Below are 13990 nucleotides of genomic sequence, written 5' to 3'. Positions count from 1 at the left end.
ATTAATAAGCCTCCAGCTGTGCTTGGTAATTTTCATAGTTTTTGCGGATCTCTGCCATCGAGTCACCGCCGAATTTTTCAAGAAAAGCCTTGGCTACTTCCCATGCAACCACACTCTCCATCACAACGCTTGCTGCTGGAACAGCACAAGCATCGGAGCGCTCCACCTGTGCAGTGAATGGCTCTTTGGTATCAATATCAACGCTTTGCAGCGGTTTGTATAACGTAGGAATCGGCTTCATTACGCCGCGTACGACGATTGGCATACCATTGGTCATGCCACCTTCAAATCCACCCAGACGATTCGTTGCACGATGATAGCCGCGCTCTGGTGTGTACAGAATCTCGTCATGAACCTGAGAGCCACGAATATGACCCGCTTCAAAGCCGATACCGATCTCTACACCCTTGAACGCATTGATCGACATAACCGCCTGTGCAATACGTGCATCCAGCTTGCGATCATATTGAACAAAGGTTCCCAGACCAACCGGTACGCCTTCAACGATACATTCCACGATACCGCCGATCGAGTCGCCTTCTTTTTTGATCTGATCGATGTACGCTTCCATCTTTTGCTCGGTTTCCTTGTCAACGACACGTACCGAGGATTCCTCTGTGCGAGCGATCAGCTCATCCAGTGGCAGATCATTGGCTGGCGCTTCGATCTCACCGATACGAATTACCTGACCACCGATCTTAATACCAAACTGAGCCAGGAACTGGCGTGCAATGGCACCTACACCTACACGAATCGCTGTCTCACGCGCACTGGAGCGCTCCAGCACATTGCGTAGATCTTTGTGATTATATTTCAAGCCGCCATTCAGATCAGCATGACCTGGACGAGGACGGTGTACACGACGCTTTTCTTCGTCAGTGCCTTCCATCGGCTCAATATTCATAATTTTAGTCCAGTGCTTCCAGTCGTTGTTAGCAACGACCATCGCTACTGGTGCTCCTGTTGTATAACCATGACGTACGCCGCCGACGATATCAGCCGTATCCTTCTCAATTTGCATCCGGCGCCCACGTCCGTAGCCTTTTTGACGACGCGCAAGCTGGAAGTTCAATGCTTCAAAATCAAGCTCCAATCCACTCGGTAATCCCTCAATAATCGCAGTCAACTGGGGACCGTGCGTTTCCCCTGCTGTTAAGTAACGTATACTCATCTTTGCGTTCCCCCTTTAAACTGTTAAACTGTGCATCGCTAAAATCCGTATTTACCTTCGCTTATTATAGTACATGGTTTAACCATTTGACAAGGAATGCCGAGCTTCACATTTATCCATATAGATTCGCCTTTCCGGTCGCGCTTTATCGTTGCTGGAACAATACATAACAGCACAAAGAGCATACCAGCACACGTACAAATACGCGCTCCGGTATGCTCCAGGATTATATCGATTTCATTTTATCATTGCTTTTGCTACGCTGCTCCCGCATGAGACTCAGCCCTTTTTGTGATAAAAGAACGTCTCAGATGAATCAAAGCCATATTGTGCCGGAGAGAAAATCTGCTCCGTGCTGCCTACAAATAATACACCGCCAGGGCGCAAACTTGCTGCAAACTTATGATACAACATGTGCTTGGCTTCTTCAGTAAAGTAGATCATAACATTACGGCACACGATCAGGTCATAGCCAGTATCAAACTTGTCTGTCAGCAGATTACCTTTACGGAATTGTACCGCTTTTTTCAGCGTATCGTTAACGCTGTACATCATTCCGTCTGCAGTAAAATGACGCTTGACGACATCGGGTGGTACGTCCTTGAGCGAACGCTCCAGATAAGCACCTTTTTTCGCTTTTTCTAATGCCCCATCATCAATATCCGTCGCATGCAGAGTCGTTGATGACAACAGATTTTTGTCGGCTAGAATAGTTGCAATTGTATAAGGCTCCTCGCCTGTTGAGCAAGCTGCACTCCAGATCTTCAGATTCTTGCTCTGACGATTCAAAGCAGGCAGGATCGTATCCCGCAGCACCTCCCAGCGATTCGGGTTGCGCCAAAATTCGGAGACGTTGATCGTCATACGATCGAGAAACTCATAAAACAGGGCTTTATCCTTTTGCATTGCATCGAAAAATGAAGCAAAGGTCGAATAGCCGTTTTTCGTACGCAGTGTAGTCAGACGACGTTTCATTTGTGCTTCCTTATACTGTGCTAAGTCAATGCCCGTACTATCCTTCACTTTTTTGATGAAGCCTGTATAGTCCGAGTCTGGTTGAATGGCATCATTCGTAAGCATGGCATCACTTCCTTGATCATCATTATGAGTTCAGTCCATGCGGGGGCAGTTGTTAAAGCCAGGCAGAAATGTTCTTTTCGTAAACGCTTAACTCGTCTAGGGCAAAGAAATTCGCGATCTCCCGTTCTGCACTTTCCGGCGAATCGGAGCCGTGAATCAGGTTGAACGGTGTATGAGCGGCAAAGTCACCACGAATTGTGCCAGGTAGCGCTTCCTTGACCTGTGTTTTCCCCATCACCATACGGGACAGTGTAATCACATCATCGCCTTCCCATACCATTGCGAATACAGGACCCGATGTAATAAAGTCAATGAGCTCACCATAAAATGCTTTGCCGACATGCTCAGCGTAATGGCGCTCGGCCTGTTCCTTTGTAGGGATGAGGAACTTGCCTCCGATCAATTTGAATCCTTTGTCTTCCAAGCGACTGATAATGCGTCCGATTAGCCCCCGCTGTACTCCGTCAGGCTTAATCATCAAAAATGTCCGTTCCATTGACTCACTCTCCTGTTATCTACAAAGTAATCTGCTATCGGAGCAATATATGTATGCCCACTTGTGTATTCTAACAGAAACCTCGAGGTACAGAAAGAAATGTGATTATATCAACATAAGGAGATTTTTGATATAATATCGCGGCTGTGTGGAGTAAATTACTGGTTATGCGCTCTTTCGCTCGTAAATCGGCTGTTATATCCGGTTTTTTGAAGGATACGCATGTACTGTAATGTATATATCGACAGAGGATGGCTGGTCGTTTAGTCCTATTTTATAAATGTTCAAGTAAATTAAATAAACCCGGTGCTTTTCCCGCACCGGGCTTCTTTTTATGAAGGCATGATTCTAGCATTTTCACCTTCACTGTTATTCATAGATACGTCGTACAATCGCTAATGTAGCGCTATGTAGCTTAGTGAGAACGCTTCGCTACAAAATGAGCGATTTCCTGTAGATGCTTACGTGTCTTACCTTCTGGCAATTGCTGTAGGGCATCCATCGCCTTTTGAATATAACGGTCGGCTAGCTGCTCGGCACGCTCAATGCCTCGGCTCTGCTTCACCATCTCGACTGCACGCGTGACATCTGTAGCACCATCGGCTTCGTGGATACGCTGGATTTCTGGCAACAGCGTACGCTGCATGTCCTGCTCCTGTAACGCGTATAGCACAGGCAGCGTAATATTCCCCTGGCGCAGATCACTGCCTGGTGGCTTACCGATCTGCTTCTCTGTACCACACAGATCAAGCACATCGTCACGAATCTGAAACGCCATGCCGACATTGTAGCCATAACGATAGAGCTGGCGTGTATACGCCGCTGGCGCATCGGCAGCCAGACCACCCAGTTGACAGCTAATCGCAATCAGCAATGCCGTTTTGCGGCGAATACGCAGCAGATAGCGACGAACCGTCTGCTCGGTATTGAAAAAGTCGCGGATTTGCTCCATTTCACCGATCGACATCTGTACCATCGCTTTCGCAAGTACACGATGGATCTCTGGATTTTGCAAGCGTGCTACGATCACAAGCGCCTTGGCATAAATATAATCGCCCGTATACATCGCGATACGATTATCCCATTTGGACTTCACGGTAAGCTGTCCACGTCTCGTATCGGCATTATCGATCACATCATCATGCACCAGTGAAGCCATATGAATCAGCTCCAGCGGTACAGCGACATGACTGAGACGCTCCAGATCATAATTACCATACTTGCCACCAAGCAACACAAAAGCGGGACGAAGCCTTTTCCCTCCCGCTTTGAGCAAATGCAAGGACGCTTCGTTCAGCAGTGCATGGTCGGTATCGATGCTACGGCTGAGCTCACGTTCAATTACGTTCATGTCTTTTCTTAGTGTCCCAAAAATATCCAGTAGTTTCATTCGTTCACCCGTGTCATCGTATTGTCAGTCCATAATTGCATGTGCACTTCATGATCCAGCAGGCCAAGCTCATGAGCATACTGAAAGTACAGCCCTAGCCCCTGCTGCTCCTGCTCTCCAAAATCATACCATAATTGACGGAAGTAATGCTCCCAGTACGAGGAATCGCCACCCATTTTGTGCTGGGCATCCGCAATAACCGGCGTCAGATCCTTCAGACTACGCATCTTGCTCGCACGCAACTGCTCAGCCACTTCACTCACCAGCTCGGCATGCACTTCGGCAAATTTGCGGTTCACGGCAAACACGGCAAATGTCATGCCATAGCCTGTCCATTCCTTCCACGCTTGACCAAGATCAGTTACGATATAGCCACTATCTCTGCGCGCTGCCTCAATCGCATGATCACCGATCAGCAGTGCTGCATCACAACGCTCCATCATTTCATCCAAATTCGGATTCATCGATACATATTCTGGTTTGAAGCCATATCGCTTCTGTAAAATAATTTTCAACAGATTGACCGAGGTCGCTGAGGTATTTGTCAGCGCAATCGTTCCATCTCCCAGCTCAGCGATGGGCTTTCTGGAAAACAGAAGAATTGATCCGACCGCATTTTTCGCACTTACCGACAGGCCTGGCAATAGCCAGAAGTCATCCGAACGTGTCGCATAAGCAAAAGAGGATACGGGCGTAATATACAGCCGATCCTCCAGTAGCGCACGATTCAAATTAGCCGGCAAATCACTATGGATCACAGCCGGCTGGGACAGCTCCTGTGGATCAAAATGCTGATAGATGGGCCAGTCGTTCGTATATTCAATTTTACCAATTTGAATCGGCAATTCAAATGTTGTCATCGTTACTCCCCCAGCGTTCAAATAAATCGTGCTCAATTCCGAGAATATCCAGCACCTTACCTACCATAAAATCAATCGCATCCTGTAGCGTTTGCGGACGATAATAAAAAGCCGGCATCGCCGGAATAATGCTAACTCCCATTCGAGCTAGCTTGAGCATGTTCTCCAAATGGATCGCATGCAGTGGTGTCTCCCGTGGTACGATGATCAGCTTACGCTGCTCCTTGAGCATAACATCTGCTGCCCGTGTCATCAGATTCGCTGAGATGCCGCCAGCAATATTAGCAAGCGTCCCCATTGAACATGGAATAATAATCATCGCCTCTACGCGAAACGAGCCACTTGCAATCGAGGCACCAATATCGGAGAACGAATGATAAATATATTTACCTGGTAACGAGCCGAACTGCGCATGTAGCATCTCTTCACGCCCCGATGCTGACCAGTCCAGCTCCTCCTTGAGCACACGCCAGCCTGCATTAGAAATGACCAGATGCACCGTATAACCATAAGACAGCAGCACCTCAGCCAGTCGTATCCCATATATTGAGCCACTCGCGCCTGTAATACCGATCACATAACGCTTGGACGCATGATTAGGATGGAAGCCGAACACCTCGGCTGTTGCCGGAGTGTTCAGCGGATCTGTAGCTTGATTGTTTACCACCATTGTTTCACCGCCAGATCAACCAGCGTGAACGCAAACATAATAATACTGAGTGCCCCATTCATGGTGAAAAAGGCAGTTTGCAAACGGCTCAAATCCTTTGGTGTCACAATGTAATGCTCGTAGAACAAAATTGCAATCGCAATGACCACACCAGCGGCATACCACCAGCCCAGGTCTGCGATAAAGAACAAACTGATCAATCCGATCGCTGTAATCACATGGAAGCCCTGCGCAATTTTCAGCGCACGTGGCACACCGAAGCGACTTGGAATCGAATGCAGCCCTTCCTTACGATCAAACTCCGCATCGTCACAGGCATAGATCACATCAAAGCCTGCGGTCCAGAACGTAATCGCCACAAAGAACACGATAGCCGTCCAGGTTACCGTGCCAGTCACTGCTACCCAGCCACCAAGTGGAGCAAGAGCAATCGTCATACCAAGCACCACATGACACAGCCAAGTAAAGCGCTTCGTAAACGAATAGAAAATAAGCATAAATACCGCAACCGGCAACAAACGCAGCGCCAGTGGAGACAGCTCCAGCACCGCCCAGAAAAAGACGATCAGCGAGATAATAATAAAGATGACCACTTCGCCAGAACGAAGCAGACCCGCCGGAATAGCACGCATCATCGTACGTGGATTTTTACCATCAAATGTCCGGTCAATCAGGCGATTCAGTCCCATTGCCGCACTACGCGCACCGACCATAGCAACCAGAATCCATACGATCTGTTGCCACGTTGGCAAATGCCCAAATATAACATAAGAGCCGAGCATCGCTCCCATAAAAGCAAAAGGTAAGGCAAAGAGCGTATGCTCGACCTTGATCATTTCGAGAAAAATTTTGATTTTCTTAAACATGCTGCTTCTCCTTGATTCCAATATGAAGTGCGGCAATTCCACCTGTTAGCGGATACGCCTGCACCTGCTGTAGACCGATGTTCCGGAAAATACCGGCAAGCTCTTCCCGACCCGGGAAAGCGATCAACGAATCTGGCAGCCATTTATACTGTTCGTAGCTTTTGGCTACAACTCTGCCCATTAGTGGAAGCAGGTTTTGGAAATAGAAATAATAGATGCCTTTAAACGGCTGCCATGTCGGCTTGGATAGCTCCAAACAAACGACCATACCGCCCGGCTTTACAACGCGCTGCATTTCGCGTAGCGTTTTTTCCAGATCAGGCACATTGCGCAGTCCGAAGCCAATCGTCGCATAATCGAACGTATTATCTTCAAAAGGCAGATCCATCGCATTGCCCTGCTTGAGTGTAATATTATCCTGCCAGCCATCACGATCGATCTTCGTCTGACCGACACTTAGCATATTCGGGCTAAAATCAAGACCGTACACCGATCCTGTTTTGCTCGCTTCGGCAATGCTGATCGTCCAGTCACAGGTGCCGCAGCATACGTCCAGCGCGGAATCGCCCTGTTGTACGTTCATCTTTTGCATCGTGAATTTACGCCATGTTTTGTGCATACGAAAGCTGAGCAGATCGTTCATCATATCGTATTTGGGTGCAATCGATTCAAAGACGGATTGCACGAATTGTTCCTTCGGTTTTGTACTTTCCGGTTTTACGATTTCCGGTTTGCTCATAAGCAACTTCACCTCTTCTGATGATCTTACACCTGATGTACAAGCGCAGCATAGCTGCCAGTCAACTCCGATACTGCCGCAGCAAGCTCGGTATTATCCTCCTGTTGCAAGCGTTCGCCAATGGCAGCAAGCGAATGCTGAAGCAATTGCTCCAGATGGGCATTGATGCCGTAGCGTGCTTCCCATTCCTGACGATAGCGTGCGCTGTCGTCCGCATTGGCTTCCATTTTCAAACGGCTTTGATCCGCTGGAGTGGATTGCTGGAGTACATAGTACAGACCGTATTCACCGAAAGGCTGTACGTTTGAACCAGCCTTTAGCTCTGCTGCCAGCCATTCACAACGACTGAACAGATACAGCATCTGCTCCCATAGCTGACGAGCGGAATTATCAATATAGGATGTAAACGAAAGAAACAGCTGCATCTTCAGCTGTATACTTGCTTCCATATAATGATCTGCCGTTAAGCTAGAATCGTTAGCCTGCTCATACAAATCCATTTTCAGACGATTATTTTCACAGATTGCTTCACTCAGACGTGCGACCATGCCGATCTCTCCAGCACGTGCCAGCAGCTCGTAAAATCGGCTACTAAAGTAGTCACCAGCAAGTACGTTCAATTGACGTGAGCGCATTTGCTCTTCCCGCTGATATTCCGATGATGTATCGATGCGATCATGCGTATCAAGTGCCATCTGCACAAGACCCGTAACGAGCGGGAACAATTCCTCCCGATTTTCCTGCAATCGGCTGTCGCCTGCTTTGCTTAAAAATAGAAATAGCAGACGAGCACGTACATCCGGGAACGGAGCAACTTCTGTATGCTTTTGAATCATATCGTATTCGGTGTATTTTTTGGATGTTTCCAGCAAGCGATACGGTTTCATTTCAGCCTCCGTGCCTTATCCAGGCAAGTCTTTATTTTCACAAACTTAATCTAGCAAATACTTTAGATTTAAACCACTTCGGTTCATTATATCATATGTTGTCGACACAAGACAGGGCACTATGGTAAATGGCGGGGTGGAGTAACATTCTGGTTTATTTGAAGCTAACACCACTCCAGCAAGGAATAAGGGAACGGACTCAGGTGGAGCCGCGAGAATCTACTGGATTAGGAGTGAAGGTAGATTCCCGCCCCTCCAAAATCGTCCTTTTCCCTTATTTCCTTGCCTCCGTTCTGTGCTTGTTTCATATTACGTACAGTCACATTATGAATAATATTCAGCAGCGGTATTCATACTTGTTTTATTTCTCAGTTTTTGGTATGCAACTTTAGCACTGTATTTTGAATCTAAATGTTAGTTTAGACCATGCTAGAATCTTCATCTTTATCACAAACAAAAGACTAGCTCCCCAATCTTTAACTGTATCATACAGCGAAGAATAGGAGCCAGCCTTCAGTATTATAGGTCTTCTTATCATACATAAGTAGACTTAATCGGCAAGTCCACAGTTTTTTCATCAATCGATTTAGAATATTGTGTATTTTAAATCACTTGCTTTACTTTATGTGAACTCAGTCTTCTGTTTTAACGATGCCATGCTTCGTCTGGACTTCGGCGTCGCCGCGGATTTTGATCGCGGATGTGTTTTCGGTAAATTGTACGATTAGAATTTCGCCTTTATCCAGCTTTTCGGTATGGTGAAAGCGTGTGTCGCGTCCGCGTGTTAGGCCTATCACTTGTACGCCGTTATCTTTGGCTTTGATCACAACATATTCGCTGTTGGTGTAGTTATTGGTCGAATCCATGATGTTCCTCCTTCCGCGTGTAGCGGGATTGATAGTCGTCTCGTGCTTCCTCTCTATCATACAGCCGGCTTCCGCTTCCGGCAAATACAAGGCATGATCGATAAAAGAATACATACAAAAGGACCGTGAACAATATGATCACGGTCCCTTTCCTGAACATGGAATATGTACAACTTATTTAATTCCATCCTTCAAGGCTTTACCAGGCTTGAAAGCCGGGATTTTGCTTGCTGGGATTTCGATTTCTTCACCTGTTTGTGGGTTACGTCCTTTACGGGCGGAACGCTCACGAACTTCAAAGTTACCGAAGCCTACCAGTTGTACTTTATCACCGCTTTGCAACGCGTCAGCGATTGCTTCAAAAACAGCTTCAACTGCTTTTGTTGCATCCTTCTTTTGCAGGTCAGTTTTTTCAACAACCTGTGTGATCAGATCCGTTTTGTTCATGTCTTGTCACCTCCTGAATTAAAGTTAATGAATGCCACGTACGATTCTAATTTTCGTGAGCACGAAAATGGTTCGTTGAATACGAAATATACGTAAACGTTGCGGATTGTACGATTGGAGTTCAGCCGCCACAGACTGCGGCAAACAGAACAAAACTATAGTAATACAGCCACCTTGTAATTTCAAGCATTTTGCCGTATTTTCCGCTACCAATCGCTCAAATCATCGTCCTGCTGCTGCATTTGGCGACGGATCGCCTGTTTTAAACGATCTTCTGGCAAATGGATCACCGCCGGGCCAACGATGCGCGCCTGACAGCCAAGTCGCAACGCGCGTTCTCCATCGATTCCAAGCTTACGACGCTCTACTTCGCCAGGGTCGGATAAACCGTCCTGTTGTCCCTCCTGCGGCTGTTCCACCTGCACTTTACACATCAGGCAGGCTGCACGACCATCACAGCGCACAGGCAAGGATAAGCCTGCCTGACGAACCGCTTGCAGCACAGTTGTTCCACGTGTAATCTGAATCGTTTTGTTGGCAGGTAAAAAAACTACCTTTTCCTTAGATGTAGGATTCATGCTGCCTCCTCACTCCAGACCCGTCAAACGCAAAATGCGCTGAGTCATATTGGGGTGGAAGCCGTTATGAGCAATCAACTGCCGAATAAGCGCTTCATGCGCCTCCGGCTGCTGCTGAATATGCCTTGCAATCGCTTCATAACGATCCGGGCGATCACGTAGTAAATTAAACACAAGCTCATGTGCAAGTGGCATAAGCCGGATCGATACTGAACCTACCTGTACGATTACCGAAGCAGGATATAGTAGCTTGTCCACATGTACACGGTAGTATGATTCACGTGCTCTCACTTCAAAGTCACCAACCAGCTCGACTGTACATCCATTCGCTTCATAATGACCGAGTGTGGAGCGATACATCCGTGTTTCATTCAGCTCAGGAGCATCCAGCACAGTCAACGTCTGCTGCAAAGCATGATGCAACGATGTGATGGCAGCACCATCGGCATACAGATCAATATCACGTGGTGATTGCTCCAGCTCAATTCCTTGCAGCAACAAGCTACAGCTACCGCCGAGTAACCAGTCTGTCTGCGGAGTAGACTGACGCAGCGCAGATGTCAGTTCCTCAAGTGCCTGTTGTAACGATGATGGCAATGCCAGCGAATGACCAGGCTTTGTCATTGTACTCTCTCCTTCCGCAGCCGTTAGCAGTGCATTGTATTAAGCATGCCACTGCTTCCAGGTTTCAAGCTTCATCGATTCCATTTCATTTTTCGGATCGCGTCCCATCAATGCCTCGACAGCTGTACGCGGGTCAGCCTGTTCGAATAGTACACGATACAGTTGCTCAGCAATCGGCATTTGCACCTCGTGATGACGCGACATATCATGTGCAGCCTGTGTACTGCGTACACCCTCTACAACCATATTCATCGAGTCCATCACTTCATCGAGTGACTTTCCCTGACCGAGCATATAGCCAGCACGCCAGTTACGGCTGTGTTTACTTGTACCGGTCACGACCAGATCCCCAATACCTGCCAATCCAGAAAAAGTTAACGGATTCGCACCGAGTACAGTACCTACACGCACCATCTCAGCAAGACCGCGCGTTAATAGCGCTGCCTTGGCATTATCGCCAAATCCAAGACCATCCGATAAGCCAGCTCCGAGTGCAATGATATTTTTCAGTGCACCTGCAAGCTCGACTCCGGTTGTATCCCGATTGGTATAAACGCGAAAATATTCTTCATTCATAAATAGCGTTTGTGCAGCTGCGGCAGCTTTTTCATTCGCAGCAGCGACAACAACAGTCGTTAGCATACGCTTGACGACTTCCTCCGCATGACTTGGACCGGATAATACCACCACATCCTGCTCGGGCATTTCCAGTTCCTCGCTAATGACAGTGGACATCCGCTTGAGTGTACCGACTTCAAAGCCTTTGGTCGCATGCACGCATAACATGTCATGCTCATAGTAAGGCTTCAACTGCTTACATACGTCGCGCATCGCTTTGGATGGGGCGACGATAATGACAGCAGCTGTTCCCTTCATTGCTTCCTCCAGATCGGAGGTTGCAGTAATATTAGCAGGCAATTCCGCATCCGGCAAATAACGATCATTACGATGGTTCGTATTGATCTCTGCCGCCTGTTCGGATGTACGTGTCCATAGCGATACCTGAAATCCGTTATCCGCTAGCACACAGGCAAGTGCGGTTCCCCAGCTTCCGGCTACCAGAACAGTCACCTTATCAGACAACGCCAGTTCCTCCCTTGCTCCCCTTGGAGCCGAGTTTACTTTCTGTGCCTTTCATAATGCGTCCAATATTGGCGCGATGACGCCATATTCCAAGTGCACAGATTACGATACTAACGACAACAATCGGTGCCGAATAGCCCATAATTAACAGTGCAATTGGAGTTAATATAACGAAGATCAATGAACCGAGGGAGACATAACGAGTAATAACGATCGATACAATCGCAATCACACCAGCAAGCAGAGCCGGCACGATACATAGCGTAGCCAGTACTCCGATTGTCGTTGCAATTCCTTTACCCCCACGGAAATTAAAGTAAATCGGCCAGTTATGCCCCAAAATCGCTGCCAGACCACACAGCGCTGGTACCCAGTAATCCGGCGATGCATTAAACGCAACGCCAATCCATACTGCTGCTACACCCTTCAGTGCATCCAGCAGCAGTACAAAAATAGCAGGCCCTTTACCCAGCACGCGCAATGTATTGGTAGCGCCAGCATTGCCGCTACCATGATCGCGAATATCGATACCTTTGATGCCCTTGGCAATCAAAAGACTAAAGCTGATGGAGCCTAGCAAATAACTGATGATGATAGCCAACACAGATAAGATCACGAGCTTCTCTCCTTATTCCTCTGAGGATTTGCGTCGAGTAAAGAGGCGAATCGGCGTACCTGTGAAGTCAAAGGCTGCACGGATTTTGTTATCCAGATATCGCTCATAGGAAAAGTGCATCATTTCCGGCTCATTCACAAATACGATAATCGTTGGCGGCTTCACCGCAACCTGGGTCACATAGTTAATACGCAGACGCTTCCCTTTATCCGTTGGTGGTGGGTTGATCGCAATAGCATCCGATACGACATCATTCAGCAAATGCGTAGGAATACGCATCGCATGCTGCTCAGCTACCTGCTTCACAACCGGTAACAGCTTATGAATACGCTGTTTGGTCAATGCAGACAGGAAGACGATTGGTGCATACGACATAAAGAGGAAGTGATCACGGATGGTGGTTTCAAAGCGCTGCATCGTTTTATCATCTTTTTCAACAACATCCCATTTATTCACGACAAAGATCGCTGCTTTACCTGCTTCATGTGCATAACCAGCCACGTGTTTATCCTGGTCGATAATTCCTTCTTCACCGTTGATAACCATCAGTACAACGTCAGCTCGCTCGATCGCTTTCATCGCACGCATTACGCTGTATTTTTCGGTATTTTCATAAACTTTACCACGTTTACGCATACCTGCGGTATCGATCAGAACATAACGCTGACCGTCTTTTTCAAACGGTGTATCGATCGCATCACGCGTTGTACCTGCTACATTACTAACGATAACGCGTTCTTCACCGAGAATCGCATTCACAAGCGAGGATTTGCCGACATTTGGACGACCGATCAAAGCCACTTTGATCACATCATCATCGTATTCATCGTCTTCCAGCTCAGGCAGCTTGTTTACGATCTCATCCATCAGATCGCCCATACCGCTACCATGGCTACCGGAAACGCCAATCGGATCCCCAAAGCCTACATTGTAAAACTCATAAATATCGTTCATACGGTTCATATTGTCTACTTTGTTAACGGCAACAATAACCGGTTTACCTGAACGGTACAAAATCTGCGCTACTTCTTCATCCGACTGCGTCAGTCCAGATTTTACATCACACATAAATACGATAACATCTGCTTCTTCAATCGCCAGCTCTGCCTGTACGCGAATCGACTTGAGCATCGTATCTTCTCCGTCTACCTCAATACCACCGGTATCAATAACGCTGAATGCCTTACCATTCCATTCCGATGTACCATATATCCGGTCACGGGTCACTCCCGGTCGGTCTTCTACAATTGCCAACCGGTCACCGATCATCCGGTTAAAGATCGTTGATTTCCCTACATTGGGACGGCCAACGATTGCCACTACGGGTCTTGCCATAGGTATAATTCCTCCTGTTCGTTCTTTCCGTTAACCATCATAGCAAAAAACGCCTGTGTTGGCTAACAAATATGCTGTTTTACTACGATTTTCGTATATTGAAAGGAAATTTATGCATATAAACACATAATCGGCGAACCCATTTTCGGATTCGCCGATTATGCTGATCACCTGCATCGGTTGTCTGTGCTCGGGTGAGCATGGACGGGATGCAGGCTGTATGGTTGTGATGTTAGAGCTAAGATGCGTTTGGTTCCTTGCTCGTGCGTATTAAAAGAGGAA

At 47.4% G+C, this 13990-nt stretch carries 16 protein-coding genes; all 16 read right to left on the bottom strand.

All coding sequences use genetic code 11. From position 1 onward, the window contains the following. Position 1: 1 nt before the first annotated feature. The 16 genes from aroC to der all read right to left on the bottom strand — a co-directional run bounded on the left by aroC (position 2) and on the right by der (position 13708). Complete coding sequence (gene aroC / locus SK066_RS09355; RefSeq protein WP_320544454.1) at positions 2–1171, bottom strand: chorismate synthase; 1170 nt, start codon at positions 1169–1171, stop codon at positions 2–4. 279 nt (positions 1172–1450) lie between these two features. After that, complete coding sequence (locus SK066_RS09350; protein ID WP_188775298.1) at positions 1451–2251, bottom strand: CheR family methyltransferase; 801 nt, start codon at positions 2249–2251, stop codon at positions 1451–1453. Positions 2252–2303: 52 nt separating this feature from the next. Continuing rightward, positions 2304–2747, bottom strand: a complete 444-nt coding sequence (gene ndk / locus SK066_RS09345) for a nucleoside-diphosphate kinase (RefSeq protein WP_320544453.1) — start codon at positions 2745–2747, stop codon at positions 2304–2306. Between the two features lie 415 nt (positions 2748–3162). Further along, entirely contained in the window at positions 3163–4137 is a 975-nt protein-coding gene (gene hepT / locus SK066_RS09340; protein ID WP_320544452.1) for a heptaprenyl diphosphate synthase component II, read from the bottom strand. Further along, complete coding sequence (locus tag SK066_RS09335) at positions 4134–4997, bottom strand: menaquinone biosynthesis protein (RefSeq protein ID WP_320544451.1); 864 nt, start codon at positions 4995–4997, stop codon at positions 4134–4136. The genes hepT and SK066_RS09335 overlap by 4 nt, the downstream gene beginning before the upstream one ends. Next, entirely contained in the window at positions 4984–5667 is a 684-nt protein-coding gene (locus tag SK066_RS09330) for a UbiX family flavin prenyltransferase (RefSeq protein ID WP_188775294.1), read from the bottom strand. Before SK066_RS09330 ends, SK066_RS09335 begins: the two co-directional genes overlap by 14 nt. Then, positions 5658–6533 (bottom strand): UbiA-like polyprenyltransferase, encoded by an 876-nt coding sequence (locus tag SK066_RS09325; RefSeq protein ID WP_188775293.1) that lies wholly within the window; start codon positions 6531–6533, stop codon positions 5658–5660. The genes SK066_RS09330 and SK066_RS09325 overlap by 10 nt, the downstream gene beginning before the upstream one ends. Further along, complete coding sequence (locus SK066_RS09320) at positions 6526–7272, bottom strand: demethylmenaquinone methyltransferase (RefSeq protein ID WP_188775292.1); 747 nt, start codon at positions 7270–7272, stop codon at positions 6526–6528. Before SK066_RS09320 ends, SK066_RS09325 begins: the two co-directional genes overlap by 8 nt. Before the next feature lie 26 nt (positions 7273–7298). Continuing rightward, positions 7299–8159 (bottom strand): heptaprenyl diphosphate synthase component 1, encoded by an 861-nt coding sequence (locus SK066_RS09315; protein WP_320544450.1) that lies wholly within the window; start codon positions 8157–8159, stop codon positions 7299–7301. Between the two features lie 632 nt (positions 8160–8791). Continuing rightward, complete coding sequence (gene mtrB / locus SK066_RS09310) at positions 8792–9025, bottom strand: trp RNA-binding attenuation protein MtrB (RefSeq protein ID WP_188775290.1); 234 nt, start codon at positions 9023–9025, stop codon at positions 8792–8794. Between the two features lie 174 nt (positions 9026–9199). Further along, complete coding sequence (locus SK066_RS09305) at positions 9200–9472, bottom strand: HU family DNA-binding protein (RefSeq protein WP_188775289.1); 273 nt, start codon at positions 9470–9472, stop codon at positions 9200–9202. A gap of 206 nt (positions 9473–9678) precedes the next feature. Continuing rightward, positions 9679–10050: a 2Fe-2S iron-sulfur cluster-binding protein gene (locus SK066_RS09300; protein ID WP_320544449.1), complete on the bottom strand. Its 372-nt coding sequence runs from the start codon at positions 10048–10050 to the stop codon at positions 9679–9681. A 9-nt stretch (positions 10051–10059) separates the two neighbouring features. After that, positions 10060–10674 (bottom strand): hypothetical protein, encoded by a 615-nt coding sequence (locus SK066_RS09295; protein WP_320544448.1) that lies wholly within the window; start codon positions 10672–10674, stop codon positions 10060–10062. Positions 10675–10713: 39 nt separating this feature from the next. Continuing rightward, positions 10714–11757 (bottom strand): NAD(P)H-dependent glycerol-3-phosphate dehydrogenase, encoded by a 1044-nt coding sequence (locus tag SK066_RS09290; protein WP_320544447.1) that lies wholly within the window; start codon positions 11755–11757, stop codon positions 10714–10716. After that, positions 11750–12373: a glycerol-3-phosphate 1-O-acyltransferase PlsY gene (gene plsY / locus SK066_RS09285; protein ID WP_320544446.1), complete on the bottom strand. Its 624-nt coding sequence runs from the start codon at positions 12371–12373 to the stop codon at positions 11750–11752. Before plsY ends, SK066_RS09290 begins: the two co-directional genes overlap by 8 nt. Before the next feature lie 12 nt (positions 12374–12385). Then, positions 12386–13708 (bottom strand): ribosome biogenesis GTPase Der, encoded by a 1323-nt coding sequence (gene der / locus SK066_RS09280; RefSeq protein ID WP_188775284.1) that lies wholly within the window; start codon positions 13706–13708, stop codon positions 12386–12388. Between the last annotated feature and the right edge of the window lie 282 nt (positions 13709–13990).

It is taken from the genome of Paenibacillus hunanensis, assembly GCF_034055775.1.
GTDB lineage: Bacteria > Bacillota > Bacilli > Paenibacillales > Paenibacillaceae > Saccharibacillus > Saccharibacillus hunanensis.
Note: the sequence above shows the minus strand (reverse complement) of the source record. Positions and strands in the feature narration are given on the sequence as shown.

Excerpts from the sequence above, each read along its gene's own strand:
- SK066_RS09335 (WP_320544451.1), bottom strand. The coding sequence starts at position 4,997 with ATGACAACATTTGAATTGCCGATTCAAATTGGTAAAATTGAATATACG.
- SK066_RS09300 (WP_320544449.1), bottom strand. The coding sequence starts at position 10,050 with ATGAATCCTACATCTAAGGAAAAGGTAGTTTTTTTACCTGCCAACAAA.
- SK066_RS09315 (WP_320544450.1), bottom strand. The coding sequence starts at position 8,159 with ATGAAACCGTATCGCTTGCTGGAAACATCCAAAAAATACACCGAATAC.
- aroC (WP_320544454.1), bottom strand. The coding sequence starts at position 1,171 with ATGAGTATACGTTACTTAACAGCAGGGGAAACGCACGGTCCCCAGTTG.
- SK066_RS09325 (WP_188775293.1), bottom strand. The coding sequence starts at position 6,533 with ATGTTTAAGAAAATCAAAATTTTTCTCGAAATGATCAAGGTCGAGCAT.
- SK066_RS09295 (WP_320544448.1), bottom strand. The coding sequence starts at position 10,674 with ATGACAAAGCCTGGTCATTCGCTGGCATTGCCATCATCGTTACAACAG.
- SK066_RS09320 (WP_188775292.1), bottom strand. The coding sequence starts at position 7,272 with ATGAGCAAACCGGAAATCGTAAAACCGGAAAGTACAAAACCGAAGGAA.
- ndk (WP_320544453.1), bottom strand. The coding sequence starts at position 2,747 with ATGGAACGGACATTTTTGATGATTAAGCCTGACGGAGTACAGCGGGGG.
- mtrB (WP_188775290.1), bottom strand. The coding sequence starts at position 9,025 with ATGGATTCGACCAATAACTACACCAACAGCGAATATGTTGTGATCAAA.
- hepT (WP_320544452.1), bottom strand. The coding sequence starts at position 4,137 with ATGAAACTACTGGATATTTTTGGGACACTAAGAAAAGACATGAACGTA.
- SK066_RS09305 (WP_188775289.1), bottom strand. The coding sequence starts at position 9,472 with ATGAACAAAACGGATCTGATCACACAGGTTGTTGAAAAAACTGACCTG.
- SK066_RS09330 (WP_188775294.1), bottom strand. The coding sequence starts at position 5,667 with ATGGTGGTAAACAATCAAGCTACAGATCCGCTGAACACTCCGGCAACA.
- der (WP_188775284.1), bottom strand. The coding sequence starts at position 13,708 with ATGGCAAGACCCGTAGTGGCAATCGTTGGCCGTCCCAATGTAGGGAAA.
- SK066_RS09350 (WP_188775298.1), bottom strand. The coding sequence starts at position 2,251 with ATGCTTACGAATGATGCCATTCAACCAGACTCGGACTATACAGGCTTC.